We start from the raw sequence: 20,821 nt of genomic DNA on the forward strand, positions 1-20,821 counted from the left end.
TCGTCAGCTCGCCTTGCGGGTCATATCGCGACCCGCGGCGGCAAATGCTTTGGCGTGCTCACCATACTTGATGGCACGCTGATCGGCGGCATTGCCTTGCAATGCGCGCGCGTACACGCCCTGGGTGATCGCAGCCATGCGGAAATATGCAAACGCCAGAAAGAACGGCCAGTCGGCGATGTGATCGCGACCGGAGAACTTGCAGTACAGACTCACGAATTCCTGCTCGCTCGGAATACCGAGCGCAGCGATGTCGAGCCCGAGCAATCCACCGCTGCCCTGTTCGCTGGGGGGAATGCGATAGAACATGCAGGCATACGCCAGGTCGCTCAGCGGATGGCCCAGCGTCGCCAGTTCCCAATCCAGCACCGCGATCATGCGCGGCTCGCAGGGATGCAGAATCGTGTTACCGATGCGGTAGTCGCCATGAACGATCGCGGTCTCCTCATTCGCCGGCAGATGCGCGCCGAGCCACGCCATCAGCTCGTTCATGGCGGCGTTTTCTTCGGTCTGCGACGCTAGATACTGTTTACTCCAGCGATCCAGCTGGCGCGCGACGTAACCTTCCGGCTTTCCGAAATCACCTAATCCGCACGCCTGGTAATCGACACCGTGCAGCTGCGCCAAGATGCGCGCGTAATCGGTGTAAATCGCTCGCCGTTCGGAGGGTGTCAGATTTGGCAAATGCACCCCGGTGATCACCCGTCCCTCGACATGATCCATCACATAAAACGGCGTGCCGATGACGCTTGGATCTTCACAGAGCACACGCGCACGCGGCACTGGGACATCTGTATCGGGGAGCGCACGCAGGATGCGATATTCGCGCTCGATCAAATGCGCCGACGGCAACAGCTTGCCTGGCGGCTTTTTCCGCAGCACATATTTCCTGGTCGGGGTCTGGATCAAATAAGTCGGATTGGATTGCCCGCCTTGAAACTGGCGCAGCTGCGCCGGCAGGGAAAAATCATCCAGATGCCGTTGCAGGTACTGCCACAAAGACGCTTCATCGAAGCGGTGCTGTGGCAGGACGTCGATCAGAGCAACGTCGGAGGCGGGCGTGGCTGCGGTCGTCTGTGATTCGGGCCCCGGCATTGCTCATCGTCTCCTCAGCAGTTCGGCCTGTCATTGTATGCGCCGGCCATCCCTGCCGGAACTGCGTGTGCGTGCAGAATTGACTAGTACCGCTGTGTGAAATCTCACAGTGATGCGCATGCGCTCAAAGTGAGATCGTCATCGCTCCGAGTACGATGCCGAGATCCACACCTTGGCCGGTGCCACTCAATGCCAGTGAAACTTCACCCTTGGTCATCACCTGCGCGCCCGCCGATTTGATCGCACCCGCGTGCGCCTCGGCGGCGATGTAATTACCCAACAGCTGCGCGGTACTGCCGACGGCGGAGAACTTGCCGTGGCCATCCTCGATCGACGACTTGCCCACGGTGAGCCCGCCGCCTTTGGCCGACAACTTGACCTTCATTGACTGCCCGTTGTCGCAATCGATCGTGCCGCGACCGTCGGCGGTTTTATAAAACGCCGACCAGCCCTGCATGCTGAACTTCAGGGTGCACCGGACACTGGCTTCGGCCTGCAGGGGGCCGGTGCCGGCCAGCATCAGCAGGGATCCGAACACCATCTTGCGAAGCATGCGCCCTCCCGTGTTCGACTCGTTGACCCGATGGCGCGCGGTACCTCCTGTTAGTGGTGTGGAGGGGCTGGAAAAGTTCCCGAGTGGTGCTGGGCAGGACGCCCGAATGCCGGGGACGCAGGGACGCGTAGGACCGGCAGAAATGCCGGATTGGGCAAGGATTGAGCCCTCTTTTACATGCAGCAGGGTCGCGAAGCTGGGACAATCCGCCGCTGGAGAACTCCATTTCCAGCCATGACCCAGCCAGGATTGATCCATAGCGGCATCGCCGCCGACGAATTCTTCCGCTACTACGTCGACCGTGCCGAGCCGCTGGTCCTCGCTACGGTGGCGCAGACCTTGGGCTCGACCTATCGCAAGGCCGGCGCCCAGATGCTCATTGCCGGCGACGGGCGCGTTGCAGGTCTGCTCAGCGGCGGCTGTCTCGAGGCCGACTTGATGGAGCGCGCCAGAACCGTGCTCGCAACTGGCGACCCGCAGACGGTTCATTACGACACCCGCAGTTCCGACGACGTGATCTGGGGCATCGGCCTGGGCTGCGAAGGCGCGATGACGATTCTGTTGAGCCGCCTGGATCGCAGCAACGATTATCAGCCTTTCAATTTCGCAGCGCGTTGCCGGTTCGATCAGACCGAGGCGAGCTTCGCCGTCGTCACTCAATCGCAGAACCCGCAGTTTCCGCTCGGCGCAGCCTTCTGGGCGCAGAACAAACATTCAGTCCCGGCCTCGGTGAGCGCCGCCATGGATGTATCAACGCCGCGAGGTGCTGGACCTTCGAGCCAGGCCGTCGAAGCGGACGATGCGACCTTTCTGGTCGTGCCCATTGAATTGCCACCGCGACTGCTGCTGCTGGGTGCAGGGCCGGACGCAATGCCGCTGGTGGAAATCGCCGGCCTGATGAATTGGCAGGTCACGGTGCTCGATCACCGGCCGGCATACGCCATTGCGGATCGTTTTCCGCGAGCCCGGCGCGTCGCGCTCAAGCCGTCGGCCGAGTTGCCTCAGGAATTGCAGGCGGGACACTACGACGCCGCGGTCGTGATGAGTCATCACCTGCTATCGGATCAAGCCTATCTAGCGGCACTCGCGGACAGCTCCATTCCCTATGTCGGATTGCTCGGCCCGGCGCCGCGGCGCATTCGCTTGTTACACGAGATTGGTGACAAAGCCGCCCGGCTCAGCGGCCGCTTGTATGGCCCGATCGGGCTCGATATTGGTGCACGCTCGCCGGAGAGCATCGCCCTGGCCATCGTCGCTGAGATTCAAGCGGTGATGGCCGGCCGCGAGGGCGGCTCGTTCAGTAAATCCGCGCCGGGCTAACCTCGCCGCAGATCCCGCAAGACTCGCCGGGCATGCTTGTCGGGACGACCGTCGGGCGCCGGCGCGGCCAGCCGATTGCGCTCCCGTTGTTGCTCTCGCGCCGCGATGCTCTCGGGCGTCTCTTCATAGTGCTGCCGGGCTTCAGGCGCAGGGCCGCGACGCACCGGCATGCCGCGCACGATCACTTCGAGTCGCGTTTCATCCTTGGTGATGTGCAGCCGGTCGTCCACGTGTACGACACGCGAGGGCTTCACCCGATCGCCATTCACATGCACCAGCCCGCCCGCCACCGCGTCCGTCGCCTGCGAGCGGCTCTTGAACAGGCGCGCGAACCACAGCCATTTATCGATGCGCAAACCGGCCTGGTCGCCGGGGGATTTGTCCTCGCTCATTGCCGCAGTGTACGCCGTTCGACTGATGCAGGTGCACGTAGGGGCATACCATTAAATCGCGGGATCGGGCATCCTCCTTTTACCTCTCGCCGCCGCCTGCGGCCTGAGGCTGCACTCGATTACGAAAGTCTAATTTTCTGAGGCATGGGCAGCGGTGAGCACATGACGGCTGGGGCGATGACCGCCAGCAACAGCGACCACTCCAGCGTCGACCTGCTCATCATCGGTGGCGGTATCAATGGCGCTGGCATCGCGCGTGACGCGGCCGGACGCGGCCTGAAAGTCATGCTGGTCGAACGGGCCGATCTGGCCTCGGCGACTTCCTCCGCCAGCACCAAGCTCATCCACGGCGGCCTGCGCTACCTGGAGTTCTTCGAGTTCCGGCTGGTGCGCGAGGCGCTGATCGAGCGCGAGCGGCTGCTGCGCATCGCGCCTCACATCATCCGGCCCATGCAATTCATTCTGCCGCACGTGCCCGAGCTACGGCCGCGCTGGCTGATGCGCCTCGGCTTGTTCTTCTACGACCACATCGGCGGTCGCAAGATTCTGCCTGCGTCGCGCAGCGTGCGACTCGCCAACGGTGCGTATGGAGCGTTACGGCCCGGCTTGGATCACGGCTTTGCTTATGCCGACTGCTGGGTCGATGACAGCAGGCTGGTCGTGCTCAACGCGGTCGACGCAGCTGCGCGTGGCGCAACGATTCGTACGCGAACACGCTTTGTGAATGCGAAGGTCGATGGCTCGCAATGGCTTGCAACCATTCAAGACGTCGAGAGCAAAGAGACCACGGAAGTGCGCGCCCGCGCGATCGTCAACGCCGCGGGACCTTGGGTGCAGGAGGTGCTCAAGGGGTTTCCTTCGATGGACACCGACGCGCACGTGCGCCTGGTCAAGGGAAGTCACATCGTCGTGCCTCGGCTGTACACCGGTGAGCACGCCTTCATGCTGCAAAATCCCGACGGACGCATCGTGTTCACGATTCCGTATCAGGAACAGTTCACGCTGATCGGCACCACCGACGTGCCCTTCACCGGCGATGCGACCCAGGTCAGCATTTCGCCCGAAGAGGTTCTCTATCTGTGCAACACCGTCAACAGCTACTTTCGTAAGAGCATCGCGCCGTCGGACGTGAAATGGAGTTATGCAGGCGTGCGGCCGCTCTCCGATGATGAATCGAGCAATGCGTCCAAAGTCACACGCGACTACAAGCTCGAGCTGACCGAAACGACGCCCGAGGCTCCGCCGCTGCTGTCCGTGTTCGGCGGCAAGATCACCACTTATCGCCGCCTCGCCGAAAGCGCGCTCAGCAAACTGCAACCGCACTTGAACAGCAGCGACCGCGAATGGACAGACCAAGCCGCCCTGCCTGGCGGTGACGTGCCCCGTGCTGACTTTGCCGCGTTCGCCGAGGGCGTGCACAAGCGCTGGCCTTTCCTATCAGCGTCCATGGCGCATCGCCTGGCACGAGCGTATGGCACGCGCGTGGAGAAAATTCTCGGCAAGGCGCAGGCCATGCTGGATCTCGGCGAGCACTATGGCGGCGGCCTGACCCAAGCCGAGATCGACTATCTGATTGCGAATGAATGGGCGCGCAGCGGCGACGACATCCTGTGGCGCCGGACCAAGCTCGGGCTGCATTTGACCGAGGAGCAACGCCAGCGGGTGGCGCAGTTGTTCGATTCGCAACAAAGTTGAGCGTGGCCTGCATGGCCAGCACCACCGGCAGTCCGGTAAGCTGCAGTCCGACAAAAGTCGCGCCTCTTGGCGGACGTGTCGAAAGGGCCTCGGCCGCTTTCGACAAGAGGATATTCATGAACCGCCGCACACTCATTCGCACTGCCGTTGGCGCCAGTCTCGCAGCTTTCAGCGGTCTGCCTGCGTTCGCAGCCAACGATAGTTCGCCCGCACTCGACGCCCTGCTGCAACGACTGGCGGAAGACTACCTCCGCCGCAGCCCGGAAGAAGCTACACAGTATGAGTTCGACGTCGGCGCGAACGCCGGCCAGCGCTCACAACTCGACGACCGCTCGCTGGCCGCATCCGCCAAAGATCGCGAATCGGCAGCACGCGCGCTGAGCGAGCTGGCGAAAATCGATCGCACCAAGCTCGACGCCGCCGCTCAGCTCGACTACGACACCGCCGTGTTCGTGTACTCGACGCTGAAAGATCAGACCGCGCGATACGGTACTGTCGATATCAACCTGCGCCCAAGCCCTTACCCCGTCAGCCAGATGAACGGCACCTACTACTGGTTGCCGGAGTTCATCGGCTCGAAACATCCACTCGAATCTGCACAGGACGTGGACGCCTATTTCTCTCGCATGAGTGCATTGGCGCGTGCGCTGGATCAGGAAACCGAGAGGATTCGTCACGATGCCGGCATCGGCGTGATTCCTCCGAGCTTCGTCATCAAGCGAACGATTGCGCAGATCCAGACCTTGCGCGATACGCCGCCGGCACAAACCGCCATGATTGGTCCCGCGATCGAGCGCGCCAATGCCAAGAAGCTCGGCGCCATCGGTCCGCGGGCCGAGCAAATATTCCGATCTCAGATCGTGCCGGCTCTCGATCGACAGATGCAGGCGCTGGCAACCCTCGCACCGAAAGCGAAAACATCTGCCGGCGTTTGGGCGCTGCCCGATGGCGACGCCTACTACGCCTCGTCCGTGTACTCGAACACGACCACCAAGATTGAGCCCGGCGAGCTGCACAAACGCGGCTTGCAGCTGGTCGCGGACATCAGTGCGCAGCTCGATCGCAGTCTGCAGGAGCAAGGACTCAAGACCGGATCTCTCGGGGAGCGCATCAAGGCGTTGGACGCGGACCCTCGCTTCCTCGTGCCGGAGAACGATGCGGGCCGTGAGCAACTGCTCGCCGCCGCACGCAACGATATCTCCGCGATCCGTGCCCTGCTGCCGAAAGGTTTCAAGACCGTCCCGAAAGACGAGCTGCTGGTGAAGCGCATTCCGATCGCGATCGAGAACGGCGCGCCGGGCGCGTTCTACAGCGACGGCGTCGGCGGCCAGCCCGGCACGTTCTCGTTGAATCTGAAGTCACCCGCCGAGCTGCCGCTGTGGCGTCTGCCAACGCTGGCTCATCACGAAGGCATTCCGGGTCATCATTTCCAGTTCGCCGTGCTGCGTGCCGCAGGAGAGCTGTCATTGTTCCGTCGGCTGGTGCGCTTCTCCGCATACACCGAAGGCTGGGCGCTGTATGCCGAACGCGTGGCCGATGAGTTGGGCATCTACGAAAAGAATGCGGCAGGTCGCATCGGGCTGCTGCAATCGGAGCTGTTCCGCGCCGCTCGCATCGTCGTCGATACCGGCATTCATCATCATCGCTGGACGCGCGAGCAAGCCGTCAAATGGATGGTCGAGAATGCGGGCGAGCGCCAGATGTCCAGCGAGCGTGAAATCGATCGGTATTGCGTGTATCCCGGCCAGGCTTGCAGCTTCATGGTCGGCGCCACCGAGATTCGCGCCGCACGCGAACGCGCGCGTCAACAGATGGGCGGCGGCTTCGATGTGCGGCTGTATCACGATCTGGTGTTGAAGTCCGGACCGGTGCCCATCGACGTGCTGCATTCCGCCGTGAACCAGTGGAGCAAGACCGCGCCCGGCTGATGTCGAGCGCGGTAATTCGCACCCGTCAGAAGCGATACTGCAACTCCATTCCATACGTTCTCGGATACGTCAGCGAAACGGTACGACGCGAGCCCACCGGCGTGGGTACGCCACCCGTCGAGCTGCCGTAACCGATCTCGTCGAACGCATTCTTCACGAAGCCGATGACCGTGTAACGGTTCTCGGCGTCGTTCCATAACAAACGAAAGTCCGCAATCTCGAACGATGGCGCCGTGTAGATCGGATTGGACCAGATCGTCGATTGCTGATCGTTGGTATCGGTGTACATGCCGCTCGCGGTGAGCGATCCCGCCGCAAAACTCCACGTATAGTTCGCACCGACAGTCCACTTGTGCTCTGGCGCCAGTGGCAAACGATTGCCCACCAGCGTCTGCGCCACCTCCCCATTCGGCAGCGTACTGACCGGTCGGGCACCCGCCGCCAGTGCAGCCGGATCTGCCGTATCGACAAAGCAGCAGCCGCGAGTGATCTCGGCATCCAGATACGAATAACTCGCCAGCAACTGCAACCGATCGATCGGCGACCAGACCGCTTCGAGCTCTACACCCTGCACGCGCGCCTGCAAATTCAGGAACCGACTGGCAGTGATCGTGCCGAGCGACACCGTCAGCGGCGTCTGGAATCCGTCGTAATCGCTGTAGAACACGGCCGTGTTGAGTTGCACTCGAGCGGCGATCACAGCCTTCACCCCCAGCTCGTACGAATCGACGTACTCCGGATCGGCGTATGGATTGGGCGTCAACCCATTGGAGCCCAGCCAGCCCCCTGACTTGTAGCCACGGCTATAGCGCAAATACATATTTGTGTTGTCGTTGGGCGCCCACTGCAGGCCGGTCGTACCCGTCACCGCATCCCAATCGCCCGCCAGATTACGCCGCAAGCCTCCGCCTGGATTCGGCTGGAGATCCGCAGCGCAAGCCGTCGCACCACAGACCTGACTCTGCGTTACGTCAAGCGCGAGCGCCTGGGTTTGCGCAAGCACGGCAGCCGCGACGAGCGGACCAACGGTTGGTACCTGTGTTTGTATGAAAGAAAGCGGCGTGCCGACAGGAAACAACCCGATGATGGCGCTTTCCAGCGTCGGCGGTGCGTCGGCGGCAGCGATTGCAGTTCCCGGTGTACGAGCCACGTACCGCGCCATGTCGATACCGGTTTTCTTGTCCTTCGTGTAGCGCAGGCCCAGCGTGTAGGTCCAGCGCTCGGCGAACGACCAATCCAGCTGACCGAACCCGGCATAGGAATCTGTCTCCAGATGGCCATCCACGGCCAGGAATGCGCCGCTCGGATTCGGCGCTGCGCCGACTGGATGCAAAATCGCCGGGTCGCCGACGACTCTGATTCCCTGCGGCTGGTCCCACTTCTGGCTGTACTGATACAACCCGACGATCCACTGCAGATCGCCATCGCCGTTGGACGAGAGATTCAACTCGTTCGACTGCCATTGCTGGCGCTCGTGATAGTACGTGCGCGCATCCGGCGTCACGTTGAGCGCATTGAATGCCGGGCGCGCAATGGTTTGACTCGGCAGCGGCCCAGCGGGGCCATCGAGATCCACAGACAGCGTTCCGCCCGCAGGCACGGGAATGTTGAATGGCGCCGTCCGCGGCGTGCCATCGCTATCCGACGAAGTGAAGTATGTGTACTGCTGATACCCGGACAGGAGCTTGAGCGTCGCGCCCTCGAAATCAGCGGTCACATCCAAGTGGATGCGGTGCTGATGCGACAGCGTGCCGGCCGCAGCCGAGTTGGTGTTGATGGTGTATGGATCGGCAACACTCGGATTGGGCTCGGTGTAGCCGAACATCGAGTTGTAGTACAGCGCCGAAGTACCCGTTCCCGACAATGAAATGTTGTTGTAGGGCGAGATGACGCTACCCAGGGTGTTGCCGACGCCATAGCTGTCCTGCCACTCGAACTTCGAATATCTCAGCCGTGCAACGACACGCTCGCCCAGATCGGCCTCGAGCTGCGCTTCGACCATCCATCGATCGCTGTCGGCGGTGTCACCTCCCGGTCCCAGGTTATTGACGAAGCCCTGCTCGCGACGATCTTTCGAGCCGCCGACCAGAAAGCGCAATGACTCCGTAATCGGTCCACGCAGCAGCGCGTCGGTGCGCCAGCTACCGTAGTTGCCAAACGTGCCACGCACTTCGCCATTGAAGTCCTTGGTGGGTCGCTTGGCGATGACATTGAGCGTGCCACCGATGGAATTGCGCCCGTACAACGTCCCCTGTGGGCCACGCAGGATCTCGGTGCGATCGATGAACAACGAGGGCGTCGACGTATCGGCCATGGACGTGGAAAAAATGCCATCGGAGTACAACGCCACCGACGGGTCGGTGCCGATGTTGTTGGTGAGACGGCCAAAGCCACGAATCGAGAGCCGGTCGTTGTTCGTATAACTCAAGCTCGGCGTGATGCGCGCAACGTCCTCGATCGTGTTGACACCGATCAGATCCCGACGCGCGCTGGTGTAAGCGGAAACGGCCACGGGCGCTTCTTGAATCGTTTGCTCGCGCTTCTCCGCAGTGACCACGACTTCTTCTAATACTGAGTTTCTGGTGTCTTGTGCGTTTGAAATCCCACTCACGCACAACAGGCCGCCCATGATGGACAGCATCCCTCGCTGTTGCATCTTCATGAGAACCCCCGTTCGGATGAGCGACATCCGCTCAATAGTTATGTATGAAATCGACGATCGCTCCTCAAATCGCATCGATGGTATGAACTGCACCTCCTTACAGCAATGCGCCAAAGCAAGCCCGCAGCTCGAAAATGCGTACCTTCATCCATGGCGCAGTTCAGACAAAAAAACAGGGCGATCGATATGCTCGACCGCCCTGTTTTACAAACCATTGACGCCGACTCAGGTACCGAAGCGGAACTGCGCCTCGATTCCATACACGCGTGGCGCTGTCCACGTACCCGACAGTGTAAGTGAGCCCAGCGACATCTGCCACGTGTAGCAGGGTTGAACGCGGTCTTGTTCTTCGGCGCGCTCGGCAGATGGCCACCGTCGATGCGCTGACCGTTCTGCTGACTAGGCAACGGAGTGCCTCAGGGATGCGCATCATGCGCCGTGGCGCCGGTGACATCGCCATCGATGAAGCAGCGTGTGTCCTGGGGCACGCCCGTGGACAGCCATGCTAGTCCTGTCGCCTCCATGCATCCCCCCTCGCACCGCGGACGGTGCGGTTCGAATCGTCTGCCGGCCCCCAAGGCCGCTCGACAGACATACCGAGAATAAGAATTTTTGTCGCAAGCTTGCAATACGCTTGGGCAATCCTGCACCTCAGAACTGTACTGAGCGTTCTATAAAGCTGTACTCCAGCGCGTGGAACCTAGCTGACCTGCCAGCCGTCATCCGCACAGTGGCACAATCCACCTCGGCATCGAGGTAGCAGAGGTCCTAAGTGAAGCGCGACTTTCTTCAACGACTGACGGCCGAAACGGAACAACTGCGCACGCAGGGCCTGTTCAAGCCGGAGCGCGTCCTGACCTCGCCGCAAAGCTCGTCAGTGCGGGTGGTAGGCGGCGAGGAAGTCCTGAACCTGTGCGCCAACAATTACCTGGGATTGGCCAACCATGCTTCGGTGCGAGAGGCGGCCCGTCTGGCGCTCGATCGCTATGGCTATGGCATGGCCTCGGTACGTTTCATCTGCGGCACGCACCAGATTCACAAAGATCTGGAAGAGCGTTTGAGCCGTTTCCTCGGCACCGACGACACGATTCTTTATTCTTCCTGTTTCGATGCCAACGGCGGATTGTTCGAAACGTTGCTCGACGAGCAGGACGCCGTGATCAGCGATGCGCTGAACCACGCCAGCATCATCGACGGCATTCGGCTGTGCAAAGCGCAGCGCTTTCGTTACGCCAACAACGACCTGGATGAGCTGGAGGCCCGACTGAAGGAAGCCGCGAATTGTCGCGTACGCCTGATCGCCACCGACGGCGTATTCTCGATGGACGGCGTCATCGCGCGGCTCGAGGAAATATGCGATCTGGCGGATCGCTACGACGCGCTCGTGATGGTCGATGACTCACATGCGGTCGGTTTCGTTGGCGAACGCGGCCGAGGCACGCATGAGCTGCGCGGCGTGATGGATCGCGTCGATATCATCACGGGCACGCTCGGCAAGGCGCTGGGTGGCGCCGCCGGCGGCTACACGTCGGGCCGCAAAGAAATCATCGCCTGGCTGCGACAGCGCTCGCGGCCATATCTGTTCTCCAACAGCATCCCGCCATTCATCGCTGCTGCGAGCCTGCGGGTGCTGGATCTGCTGGAAGCCGACGACAAACTGCGCTCGCGCCTGTGGGACAACGCGGCACATTTCCGCAAACAAATGACCGCCGCCGGCTTCAATCTCGTGCCGGGCGAGCACCCCATCATTCCGGTCATGCTCGGCGATGCGAAAGTGGCCGCCGAATTCGCGCAGCGGCTGCTCGAGCACGGAGTTTATGTCATCGGCTTTTCATTCCCCGTGGTCCCCCATGGCAAGGCGCGCATCCGCACGCAAATGTCGGCGGCTCATACCACCCAACAATTGGATAAAGCCGTCGCCGCATTCACCACAGTAGGCAAAGAGCTCGGCGTCATTCAATAGTCACTAAATAAACGCAAGCAACCACTCATGCGCGCACTAGTCAAAGCCCAGGCTGCCGTCGGCATTGAACTGCAGGACATTCCCAAGCCGACCGTCGGCCCCAACGATGTGATGATTCGCGTCAAGCGGACCGCGATCTGCGGCACCGACATGCACATCTACAACTGGGATGCGTGGGCGCAGAAGACCATCCCCGTGCCGATGGCCGTAGGCCATGAGTACAGCGGTGAGATCGTCGAGGTCGGCAGCGAAGTACAAGGCTTCAGGCCCGGCGATCGCGCTTCCGGCGAAGGCCACATCACTTGCGGCTACTGTCGTAACTGTCGCGCCGGCCGCCGGCATCTGTGCCGTAACACGCTCGGCGTGGGCGTGAACCGCCAGGGCTCGTTTGCAGAGTACGTCGTGATTCCTGCGTTCAACGCATTCAAACTGCCAGCAGCCATCGACGACGAAATCGCTTCCATTCTCGATCCACTTGGCAACGCCGTGCACACCGCACTGGCATTCGACGTCGTCGGCGAGGACGTTTTGATCACCGGCGCCGGCCCCATCGGCATCATGGCTGCCGCGATCGTTCGCTTCATTGGCGCGCGCAACGTCGTGATTACCGACGTGAATGACTATCGGCTGGACCTGGCGCGCAAGATGGGCGCAACGCTGGCATTGAACGTCACTCGCGACTCGCTCGACGACGCGATGAAGCAACTCGGCATGCAGGAAGGCTTCGACGTCGGCCTGGAAATGTCCGGCAACGCCTCCGCTCTGCGCAGCATGCTCCGCACGCTTCATCACGGCGGCAGCGTCGCCATGCTCGGCATCCCCTCCACCGAAGTTGCCATCGACTGGAACGATGTGATCCTCAAAGGCCTCACCATCAAAGGCATCTACGGCCGCCAGATGTTCGAGACCTGGTACAAGATGGCCGCGCTGCTGCAGAGCGGCCTGAACGTCCGCCCCATCATCACCCACCGTCTGCCATACACTGAATATCAGCGCGCCTTCGAGATCATGGGCGCCGGCCAGTCGGGCAAAGTGGTGATGAACTGGGAAACGGCCTGAGCCGGCCGACTACTTCGGCCACACGATGAAGCGCTGAGTCGCGATCTGCTTCGGCTCAGCGCCCGCCTGCTGTAACAATCGATCGAGCTCTTCCAGGTCACGCGTCGTCAGCACCAGGCTGGCTTCGTCGGGCTGATGTGTCGTGCCAGCTGGGTACTGCTCACCGTTGCGCGCGAGCTCGATGTGCGTGCCCATGATGGCGGACACCGGGTGAGTCTTTGTAAATGTCACCAGGTGCTCGACACTGGCGCGAAACGCAGCCCAATCTCGCACATAGAGCCGCCCGGGATAGAGGCTGTCTCCGGTCAGCAGCCAGCGCGTGCGCTCGTCATAAACGACCAGTGCCTCATCCTGATGGCCGGGCGCAGGTAGCACAGTCAGCGTGCGACCTCCCAGATCGATCGTGGCCACCCCATCCGGCCAATTCGTGAAACCAAAATGCTCGCGGACGGCGGGGGCGTTGGGCTCGACCAGCGTGACGCCAGGCTGGCCGCGAAACTGCGCGTCGCCGGCGATATGGTCACCGTGGCTGTGCGAGTGGGTGACCAGGATATTCAGTTTCTCATCCCCACGCTGGCGCATGAGCCGCCGAACGGTTTCATGGAGCGGGAATTGCGCGGCATCTGCCGTCGCGCCGGTATCCTGAATGAACACCGTGTGTTGGCCGAACATCACGTAAATGAACGGCCCTTCGAAGTTCAGGCATTTGTTCTGTCGGAAAATGTAGGTGTCCGCATCGAACTGAAACGTTTCGAGCGGCGCATCGCGATTCTCGGCGCAGTTCGCCGACCCATGAATCCAGGTCTTCTCGACCAACGCATCGGCGCGTGCCGCACTAAAAATCGGCAGCATCGCGGCCACCATCAGAATCAGCCGCCAGAGTCGTTCAGCTGGCCGGCTTGAGAACTGCGTCAAGTTTCACTCCATTCGTTCATTCAGGTGACATCCGCCGGGCTCGTTCAGCCGAATTCAGACAGCTAGCGGCAGTCTCGTTCAGGATTGCCGCGCCGGACACCCATTGCAAGGGGAAAGTTATGTCCTTCAGTGCGCTTCTCGAGTTCACACCCTGGCCCACACTCTCGATACTGATCTTATTCATCGTGGCAGTCTTCGTATTGTTTCTGGCGCGAGAGACGGCTCACCAGGCAATTCGTACAGCGACCAGCGCAATTGCGCGCGGTCTGCGACTGGCCTCGCACTCAACGACGCATCTCGAATCGAGGCTTGCGACCCGCAACCGTGACGTTCTGCTCGCCGCAGGACGCGAGGCGAAGGAGCGGATCATCGAGCGCGAGTTCGAGCGCATCAGCGACAGTGTGCGCAAGGATCTGTCCAACTATCCCACGCTGCATCGTGCGTTGAGCGAGTCGATCCGGCGTATAGAGGAAGAGCATCAGGCCGCTGTCGACGTGCCGCCGGAAGCGCCGGGCTGGGTGCGTGCTGTCGACGCCGTGGCCCAAATGGAAGCGCGCAACGGTGCGGCCGCCATTCTCGAGGACATCCACAAGTCGCTGGTCAAAGCTCACAAAGAGGCGATGGATACCTATCGCGAGGCCAGTGCCGAGCGGCACGGGCTGCTGCGCAAGATGATGCCGGAATGGCGCGTCATCAAAGAAACGCTCGACCGGGTGATGGCCTCTGTCGAAAGTTTGCTGAACCGCGCCAGCGCCATCGATCGCCACATGCAGGATTATCAGGACATCGTGCACGGTCACGACCGGGCGGTGTCGACGCTCTCCTCGTCCTCGGTGGTGCAGTTCTTTGTCTCGGGACTGGTGCTGCTGATCGCGATCGGCGGCGCAGCCATCAATTTCTCGCTGATCGCCCGCCCCATGTCGGAGATGGTGGGCGGCACGAGCTACATCGGCTCGTTCCGGACCGCCGACATTGCGGCACTCGTGATCATCATGGTCGAGATCTCGATGGGCCTGTTCCTCATGGAGTCGTTGCGCATCACGCGATTGTTTCCCGTGATCGCCGCCCTGCCCGACAAAATGCGCGTGCGCATGATCTGGATCACGTTCAGCCTGCTGGCACTGCTGGCCAGCGTCGAAGCCGGCCTGGCGTACATGCGCGAAGTGTTGCTCCAGGACGAGCTGGCAACCGGTGCACTGCTGCGCGGAGAAGATAGCGGCGGGCTGAAGAACGAGTTCCTGTGGATCACGACGGCCGCGCAGATGGGCATGGGCTTCATTCTGCCGTTCGCGTTGACCTTCGTGGCGATTCCATTCGAAACGTTCGTGCACTCGTCGCGCACCGTGCTCGGCCTGTGCGGTATCGGTGTCTTGAGAGCGGTCGCTTTGGTCTTCCGGGTGCTGAGCAACTCGTTCCATCACATCGGCAAATTGCTGGAGCGTCTCTACGATCTGCCGCTGTTCGTTCCTTTGTGGCTCGAAGCGCGGGCGAAAGCAGCAGCAAACGAGGCGCGCGCCCAAGAGGCGGGCTCAGCACAGGAGGTGCAGACATGAAGGCCTTCATCCTCGCCCTGACTGCGCTCCTGATCGGCGGCTGCACGCCGACTGCGCCTCGCAACACGGGCGTCTATCTGCTGCTCGACACGTCGGGCACGTACAACGAGGAACTGAAAAAGGCGCAGAGCATCATCCTCTACGCGCTGTCGAGATTGCAGCCGACCGACTCGTTTGCGGTCGCCCGCATCGACACCGGCAGCTTCAGCGAGAAGGACATCATCGCCAAGGCCACCTTCGACGACCGGCCGAGCACCGCGAACGGTCAGAAGCGTGCGTTCGCCGACGCCATCAAAACCTTCGTCGAGCACTCGCAATCCGCTCCCTACACCGACATCACCGGCGGCCTCCTGCAAGGCATCGAGTTCCTCAACGAAAAGAACTCCGGCCGCAAGGCCATCCTGATCTTCTCGGACCTGCAGGAGGATCTGGCGAAGGGCTATGTGCGCGATGTGCCACTCGACCTGAAGGGATTCGAAGTCGTTGCGCTCAACGTCACCAAGTTGCGCTCGGATAACTTCGATCCACGCGAGTATCTCGCACGCGTAGAGGCATGGCGCACGCGCGTCGAGAATGCCGGAGGCCGCTGGCGAATGATCAATGACCTGGAGCGCCTCGACGGCCTGCTGTGACGCGACAGCTGAAGCAAAGCGATGCTGAGATCCGTGCTCTACGACGTGCGCGCCTGGTTCGTGCTCCGACGACGCAGGCTGGCGATGTACTGGCTGCTCCGGGACAAAGGAGACGCGCCCTTTTTCGCGTTCCTCACCCTGCCCTTCATCGCAGTCGGCATGATTGTCTATTTTGCGTATAGCGCGCGTTCGACCTACGACGGCTCACGCATCGACGCCGCTAAAGTCCGAGCCCGCGAGATTCGCTGCCTCGCCGAGAACATTTATTTCGAGGCGCGGGGCGAGACGCTGCAGGGCCAGTACGCGGTCGCTGAAGTTACGATGAATCGGCTGGCGTCGCGGCACTTCCCCAACACGATCTGCGAAGTCGTGCACGACACGCGCTGGGATGCGTCACGGCAGCGCCTGGTCGCACACTTCTCGTGGACGGCGTTCAAGCTGCGACTGGAGTCAGGCAGTCCTGCCTGGAAACAGTCGATGAACGTGGCGACGACGGTTTATCACGGCTATTACGAGCCGGTGGTCCCGGACGCCCTGTTCTATCACGCGACGTCGGTGCAGCCGTATTGGGCGAGCTCGAAGAAAGTGGTTGCGAAGATTGGCAACCACATCTTTTACCGGTGAGCCGTCGGCTCTGCCCTTACTTCTGCGGTGCCGGCGAGCGTGCGCGCACGACAGGTCAACAAGCGGGACGATCTCTCCACGAGCTGTGGCAATCGGACCAAGGTGACATTGCCCTCCCTGCCTCGCAGCGCCACGTTCGGCGAGAGAACCCGGCGAACCGGCCAGGAGACAGCATGAAAATCCTGATGGTATTCACTTCCCATGATCAACTGGGCGACACCGGTCGCCCGACCGGTTTCTGGCTCGAGGAGGGCGCAGCGCCCTATTTTGTCTTCCGCGACGCCGGCGTCGACTTGACGCTTGCTTCACCCAAAGGAGGGCGGCCGCCGCTCGATCCAAAAAGCGATCTGCCTGAGAATCAGACTCCCGCGACGACGCGCTTCAAGCAGGATGAGAGAGCCAAGAGGGACTTCTCACAGACGGTCAAGCTCGCAGAGGTGAAAGCGGACGACTTTGACACAGTGTTCTACCCAGGCGGCCACGGGCCGATGTGGGATCTCGCTGAAAGTCCTGTTTCCAAGGCCTTGCTCGAGTCCTTCTACAATGCAGGCAAGCCGATTGCGCTTGTCTGCCACTCCCCGGGCGTGCTGCGTCACGTGACCTACAAGGGCGAGCCTCTTGTGAAGGGGAAACATGTAACCGGCTTTACCGATGGCGAAGAGGAGGAAGTGCAGCTCACGCGGGTTGTGCCATTTCTCGTCGAGGACGAATTGCTGAGCCTGGGAGCCATCTTTGAAAAGAAGCGCAATTGGGATCCGTTCTCTATCGTAGATGGTCGCCTCATTACGGGCCAAAACCCCGCGTCATCCGTCTCGGCAGCGCAAGCCCTGCTGAAGCTCACCAGGGAACAGCCGATTGCCGCCCCGTGACAGTGGAGCCATCGATGAACAGCGTACAAGTTGAACAGCAGAGCTATGAGATGCCCCCGCGCAACGGATTCACCATCGCGCATTTTCTTACCGTCGCCGACATCGATCGGTCGGCTCGCTTCTACGAAAGGGTCTTCGGCGGGCGCATTCTGAGCAGAGGCGATAGCAACGGCGCGCCCGGGTACATTCAGATCGCCAACACGTGGCTGATTGTCAACGTCGGGGGCGGGCCGACTCCCGACAAGCCGGCGGTAACGCTCAGTGTCCTGCCCGATCCGGATAAGGTCAGCAGCTTCATGAATATCCGTGTTGCCGATATTCAAGCGTGCTATGAACTGTGGAGAAGTCGAGGAGCCGAGTTCATCACGGAGCCGAAGGACAAGTACGGCGAAACGCGCTGCTATATCCGAGATCCCGACGGTTACATTATCGAGGTCGGACAGAGCAAACCGGACTTCACGTACGGCTAACCTTCGGCCTCATGCGTAGCCGGCGCCGAACACACACTCCCTAATTTCTCCCCAGAGGGGGAGAAAACACTCAGCTCAGGGCGCCGAACACATGCAGTAGTAATACACGTTCTGCGGATCATTGAAGCGCGCCAACCGCGTCAATTCCGCTTCGAGCGGCGCCAGGATGCGGCGGGCGTTAGCAAACAATGCGTGCTCCGGCACGAGCGACCGGGTGATGCGCGCCGCCAGCGCTTGCGAGCGCATCGCCAGTGCCTGACGCCAGCCCATCGGCGGCTCGATGTAGTGAACCTTGTAGTCCTTGCCCAGGCCTGCCTTCTCCGCAGCGGCATCCAACGCATCCTTGTACGACCCGAGCTTGTCCACCAACCCGTGCTGAGCGGCGTCCACGCCCGCCCATACTCTGCCCTGCGCAACCTCATCGATATCCTCGAAAGATTTCTCGCGCGCCGTCGCCACGTTGTTCACGAATACGCTGTACGCGTGATCGATGGAATTCTGCAGGATCTCTTTCGCGCCATCGTTCAGCGTGCGATCGAGGCGCAGCGAGCCTGCGTACGGCGTCGTGCCCACGCCGTCGATGGTCACGCCGAATTTCTCGAGCGTGCGCTCGATGGTCGGAAACACCGCGAACACGCCGATCGAGCCGGTGAGCGTCGCCGGGCTCGCCCAGATCTCATCCGCATCCATGGCGATGTAATAGCCGCCCGACGCCGCCGTGCTGCTCATCGACGCGATCACCGGCTTGCCAGCATCGCGCAACGCATCGATCTCGCGACGGATGACTTCCGACGCCAGCATGCTGCCGCCGGGGCTGTCGATTCGCAGCACCACTGCTTTGACCTTGTCGTCATAGAGCGCATCACGCAGCAGCCGCGAGGTGGACTCCGAGCCGATCGTGCCCGGCGGCTGTGAGCCGTCGAGAATCTCACCCGAGGCCACCACGACGCCGACGCGATTGCCTTCGAGCTTGAGCGACTCGCCCGAGCGGGCCGCGGTCAGATAATCCCAGTTCACGACCCCGTTGAAGGTGTGCTCGTCCTTGTCCTCGCCGACCAGCGCCTTGATCTGATCCTCGAACTCCCGGCGCGACTTCAGCTCGGTCACCAGATTTTTCTCGAGCGCCGCGGTCGCCAGATCGCCGCGATGTGACTTCGCAATCTCGGCGTACTGGTTCGCGTAGGCGGCAATCGCACCTTCATCGAGCCCGCGCGCCTTGGTGACGCCCGCCTGATACTGCTTCCACAGCGCGTTCAGCCATGCCAGGCTCTCCTGCTCTTCCTGCTCGGACATGTCGCTGCGGCTGAACTGATCCGTGAACGACTTGAACTTGCCGGCACGGAATACGTTCACATCGACCGACAGCTTGTCGATCACGCCTTTCAGGAACGTGCGGTAGTAACCGAAACCTTCGATGAGCACGAGGCCGTGCGGATCCAGATAGATCTCGTCGGCCTGCGCGGCGAGGTAGTACTGCGCCTGATCGTAACTTTCCCCGAACGCGAACACCTTCTTGCCCGCAGCCCGGAAGCGCTGAATTGCCGCCGCCAGCTCCTGCATCTTGGCGATGCCGCCGCCGTTCATGCCACTGAGGTCGAGGACCATCAGCTCGATGCGCTTGTCGGTGGCGGCCTTGTCGACGGAATCGACCAGATCGCGCAGCAATGTCTCAGGACGGCCCTGGCCGTACGCTTCCGCCACCGCGCGCTCGAACGGGTCGCCCGAAAGCTGCTCGACCAGCGCACCCTGCGGCGCGAGCACTAGCGCCGCCTTGTGAGGAATGAGCGGGATACTCGGCGACAGCGCCGCGCCGATCGCGAGGAACAGCACCAGCAACACGATGAGGTGCAGCACTTTGCGCAGGCCATCGAGGCCACGCCAGACGAAACCGAGGAACCAGGCAATCGCTTTCATGGAGCAGGCGCCAAATAAATGAAATCGGGTTAGGTCGCAGAGTAAGTCAGACGGTAGATGGCGCCGGCGGTGTCGTCGGAGATCAGCATCGAGCCATCCTCGAGCACCAGCAGATCCACCGGCCGCCCGAACACGTCGTCGTCGCGATTGAATCCGGTCGCGAACGGTTCATAGCTGATCGCTTTGTCGCCGTCGAGTCGTACCAGGGTCAGGCGATAACCGCTCTTGGTGCGCCGGTTCCAGGAGCCATGCTCGGCGATGAATATCTGATTGCGATATTTCTCTGGGAACACGCTGCCCGTATAGAACTTCACGCCCAGGGCCGCGACGTGCGCGCCCAATGTTTGCGCCGGCGGCGTCATGCGTGAGCAGTCGCCCAGCTTGCCGAAATCGGGATCTTTCGTGTCCCGGCCATGGCAGTAAGGAAAGCCGAAGTCGAGACCGGCGCGGGGCGCGACATTCAGCTCGTCTGGGGGCGAGTCGTCGCCGAGATAATCGCGGCCGTTGTCGGTGAACCACAGCTCCTTGGTGGTGGGATGCCAGGTGAACCCGACGCTGTTACGAATACCGCGAGCAAACACTTCCTGGCCGGAGCCATCGGCATTCATGCGCGCGATCAGGCCGAAATTCGGCTCGTTACAAACATTGCAGGGGGCACCGATCGAGACGTACAACTTGCCGTCCGGGCCGAACGCAATGTATCGCCAGCCGTGATGACGGGACGTTGGCAGATCGCCGCGCACGACTTTAGGCGCTGGAACGTTGGCCAGCTTCGATTCGATGTCGTCATAGCGCAGGATGCGGTGGACCTCGGCGACGTACAGTGCACCGTCGCGGAAGGCAACGCCGTTGGGCATGTTCAGCTTTTCCGCGATCACACGCACCGTCGGCTTGAGTCCGGTGCCAGGCGAGCCGCTGATCGCGTAAACAGTGCTACCGCGCGTGCCCACGAACAACGTGCCTTTCGAGCCGAGCGCCAGGGAACGCGCAGCCGGAACATTGTCGGCGTAAACCTCGAGCTGAAAGCCGGCAGGCAGACGAACGTTCTGCAGCACCTTGTCCGTCGCAGGACTGGCGAGCGCAGCAGTCGCGCAGCAGAGCGCGAGCAGGCCGAACAGCTGGCGGTGGAAAGAGGCGGGCATGGTGTCTCCTCTAGGAAGACACAGTTTAACCACCG

The 20,821-nt window shown here is 61.6% G+C and carries 17 protein-coding genes; 10 read left to right on the forward strand and 7 right to left on the reverse strand.

Annotated features, from left to right (window positions below):
* Positions 1 to 3: 3 nt before the first annotated feature.
* Together D0550_RS07795 and D0550_RS07800 are read right to left on the reverse strand one after the other, a co-directional pair.
* Positions 4 to 1,095 carry a phosphotransferase gene (locus tag D0550_RS07795; RefSeq protein ID WP_116808553.1) on the reverse strand — a complete coding sequence of 364 codons (1,092 nt, stop codon included), beginning with the start codon at positions 1,093 to 1,095 and terminating at the stop codon, positions 4 to 6.
* A gap of 124 nt (positions 1,096 to 1,219) precedes the next feature.
* A complete protein-coding gene (locus D0550_RS07800) occupies positions 1,220 to 1,648 on the reverse strand; it encodes a hypothetical protein (RefSeq protein ID WP_116808554.1) in 429 nt (142 codons plus the stop codon).
* Between the two features lie 234 nt (positions 1,649 to 1,882).
* Between D0550_RS07800 and D0550_RS07805 the strand changes: the two genes are divergently transcribed.
* Positions 1,883 to 2,968 carry an XdhC family protein gene (locus tag D0550_RS07805; protein WP_161965699.1) on the forward strand — a complete coding sequence of 362 codons (1,086 nt, stop codon included), beginning with the start codon at positions 1,883 to 1,885 and terminating at the stop codon, positions 2,966 to 2,968.
* On the opposite strand, the gene D0550_RS36320 is transcribed toward D0550_RS07805, so the two are convergent.
* A complete protein-coding gene (locus tag D0550_RS36320; RefSeq protein WP_116808556.1) occupies positions 2,965 to 3,360 on the reverse strand; it encodes an RNA-binding S4 domain-containing protein in 396 nt (131 codons plus the stop codon). The two genes, D0550_RS07805 and D0550_RS36320, sit on opposite strands and share 4 nt — an antisense overlap.
* A gap of 177 nt (positions 3,361 to 3,537) precedes the next feature.
* Here D0550_RS36320 and glpD point away from each other — a divergent pair, with 177 nt between their 5' ends.
* Both glpD and D0550_RS07820 read left to right on the forward strand, forming a co-directional pair.
* Positions 3,538 to 5,055, forward strand: a complete 1,518-nt coding sequence (glpD, locus tag D0550_RS07815; RefSeq protein ID WP_206606155.1) for a glycerol-3-phosphate dehydrogenase — start codon at positions 3,538 to 3,540, stop codon at positions 5,053 to 5,055.
* A gap of 116 nt (positions 5,056 to 5,171) precedes the next feature.
* Positions 5,172 to 6,983, forward strand: coding sequence for a DUF885 domain-containing protein (locus tag D0550_RS07820; RefSeq protein WP_116808557.1), 1,812 nt, complete (start codon positions 5,172 to 5,174; stop codon positions 6,981 to 6,983).
* Positions 6,984 to 7,008: 25 nt separating this feature from the next.
* On the opposite strand, the gene D0550_RS07825 is transcribed toward D0550_RS07820, so the two are convergent.
* Positions 7,009 to 9,645: a TonB-dependent receptor gene (locus D0550_RS07825; RefSeq protein ID WP_161965700.1), complete on the reverse strand. Its 2,637-nt coding sequence runs from the start codon at positions 9,643 to 9,645 to the stop codon at positions 7,009 to 7,011.
* A 772-nt stretch (positions 9,646 to 10,417) separates the two neighbouring features.
* Between D0550_RS07825 and D0550_RS07830 the strand changes: the two genes are divergently transcribed.
* Complete coding sequence (locus tag D0550_RS07830) at positions 10,418 to 11,608, forward strand: glycine C-acetyltransferase (RefSeq protein WP_116808559.1); 1,191 nt, start codon at positions 10,418 to 10,420, stop codon at positions 11,606 to 11,608.
* A gap of 27 nt (positions 11,609 to 11,635) precedes the next feature.
* A complete protein-coding gene (tdh, locus tag D0550_RS07835) occupies positions 11,636 to 12,667 on the forward strand; it encodes an L-threonine 3-dehydrogenase (protein WP_116808560.1) in 1,032 nt (343 codons plus the stop codon).
* Positions 12,668 to 12,676: 9 nt separating this feature from the next.
* Here the strand turns inward: tdh and D0550_RS07840 are convergent, their stop codons facing one another.
* The gene (locus D0550_RS07840) at positions 12,677 to 13,582 is read right to left on the reverse strand and encodes an MBL fold metallo-hydrolase (protein ID WP_153067086.1); all 906 of its coding nucleotides are present in this window, start codon (positions 13,580 to 13,582) and stop codon (positions 12,677 to 12,679) included.
* Positions 13,583 to 13,767: 185 nt separating this feature from the next.
* On the opposite strand from D0550_RS07840, the gene D0550_RS07845 reads away from it, so the two are divergent.
* The 5 genes from D0550_RS07845 (at position 13,768) to D0550_RS07865 (ending at position 17,730) form a co-directional block, all read left to right on the forward strand.
* A complete protein-coding gene (locus D0550_RS07845) occupies positions 13,768 to 15,135 on the forward strand; it encodes a hypothetical protein (RefSeq protein ID WP_153067087.1) in 1,368 nt (455 codons plus the stop codon).
* Positions 15,132 to 15,767, forward strand: coding sequence for a vWA domain-containing protein (locus D0550_RS07850; RefSeq protein ID WP_174842478.1), 636 nt, complete (start codon positions 15,132 to 15,134; stop codon positions 15,765 to 15,767). The genes D0550_RS07845 and D0550_RS07850 overlap by 4 nt, the downstream gene beginning before the upstream one ends.
* A gap of 21 nt (positions 15,768 to 15,788) precedes the next feature.
* Positions 15,789 to 16,391 (forward strand): cell wall hydrolase, encoded by a 603-nt coding sequence (locus D0550_RS07855; protein ID WP_116808563.1) that lies wholly within the window; start codon positions 15,789 to 15,791, stop codon positions 16,389 to 16,391.
* A 173-nt stretch (positions 16,392 to 16,564) separates the two neighbouring features.
* On the forward strand, positions 16,565 to 17,260 hold the full coding sequence (locus tag D0550_RS07860) for a type 1 glutamine amidotransferase domain-containing protein (protein WP_116808564.1): 696 nt from the start codon (positions 16,565 to 16,567) through the stop codon (positions 17,258 to 17,260).
* A gap of 14 nt (positions 17,261 to 17,274) precedes the next feature.
* The gene (locus tag D0550_RS07865) at positions 17,275 to 17,730 is read left to right on the forward strand and encodes a VOC family protein (protein ID WP_116808726.1); all 456 of its coding nucleotides are present in this window, start codon (positions 17,275 to 17,277) and stop codon (positions 17,728 to 17,730) included.
* Between the two features lie 75 nt (positions 17,731 to 17,805).
* On the opposite strand, the gene sppA is transcribed toward D0550_RS07865, so the two are convergent.
* A complete protein-coding gene (gene sppA, locus D0550_RS07870) occupies positions 17,806 to 19,644 on the reverse strand; it encodes a signal peptide peptidase SppA (RefSeq protein WP_116808565.1) in 1,839 nt (612 codons plus the stop codon).
* Positions 19,645 to 19,673: 29 nt separating this feature from the next.
* Positions 19,674 to 20,786 (reverse strand): PQQ-dependent sugar dehydrogenase, encoded by a 1,113-nt coding sequence (locus D0550_RS07875; protein ID WP_116808566.1) that lies wholly within the window; start codon positions 20,784 to 20,786, stop codon positions 19,674 to 19,676.
* Between the last annotated feature and the right edge of the window lie 35 nt (positions 20,787 to 20,821).

The organism is Steroidobacter cummioxidans, from assembly GCF_003104955.1.

Excerpts from the sequence above, each read along its gene's own strand:
- D0550_RS07795 (WP_116808553.1), bottom strand. The coding sequence starts at position 1,095 with ATGCCGGGGCCCGAATCACAGACGACCGCAGCCACGCCCGCCTCCGAC.
- D0550_RS07800 (WP_116808554.1), bottom strand. The coding sequence starts at position 1,648 with ATGCTTCGCAAGATGGTGTTCGGATCCCTGCTGATGCTGGCCGGCACC.
- D0550_RS07805 (WP_161965699.1), top strand. The coding sequence starts at position 1,883 with ATGACCCAGCCAGGATTGATCCATAGCGGCATCGCCGCCGACGAATTC.
- D0550_RS36320 (WP_116808556.1), bottom strand. The coding sequence starts at position 3,360 with ATGAGCGAGGACAAATCCCCCGGCGACCAGGCCGGTTTGCGCATCGAT.
- glpD (WP_206606155.1), top strand. The coding sequence starts at position 3,538 with ATGACCGCCAGCAACAGCGACCACTCCAGCGTCGACCTGCTCATCATC.
- D0550_RS07820 (WP_116808557.1), top strand. The coding sequence starts at position 5,172 with ATGAACCGCCGCACACTCATTCGCACTGCCGTTGGCGCCAGTCTCGCA.
- D0550_RS07825 (WP_161965700.1), bottom strand. The coding sequence starts at position 9,645 with ATGAAGATGCAACAGCGAGGGATGCTGTCCATCATGGGCGGCCTGTTG.
- tdh (WP_116808560.1), top strand. The coding sequence starts at position 11,636 with ATGCGCGCACTAGTCAAAGCCCAGGCTGCCGTCGGCATTGAACTGCAG.
- D0550_RS07850 (WP_174842478.1), top strand. The coding sequence starts at position 15,132 with ATGAAGGCCTTCATCCTCGCCCTGACTGCGCTCCTGATCGGCGGCTGC.
- D0550_RS07855 (WP_116808563.1), top strand. The coding sequence starts at position 15,789 with ATGCTGAGATCCGTGCTCTACGACGTGCGCGCCTGGTTCGTGCTCCGA.
- D0550_RS07860 (WP_116808564.1), top strand. The coding sequence starts at position 16,565 with ATGAAAATCCTGATGGTATTCACTTCCCATGATCAACTGGGCGACACC.
- D0550_RS07865 (WP_116808726.1), top strand. The coding sequence starts at position 17,275 with ATGAACAGCGTACAAGTTGAACAGCAGAGCTATGAGATGCCCCCGCGC.
- sppA (WP_116808565.1), bottom strand. The coding sequence starts at position 19,644 with ATGAAAGCGATTGCCTGGTTCCTCGGTTTCGTCTGGCGTGGCCTCGAT.
- D0550_RS07875 (WP_116808566.1), bottom strand. The coding sequence starts at position 20,786 with ATGCCCGCCTCTTTCCACCGCCAGCTGTTCGGCCTGCTCGCGCTCTGC.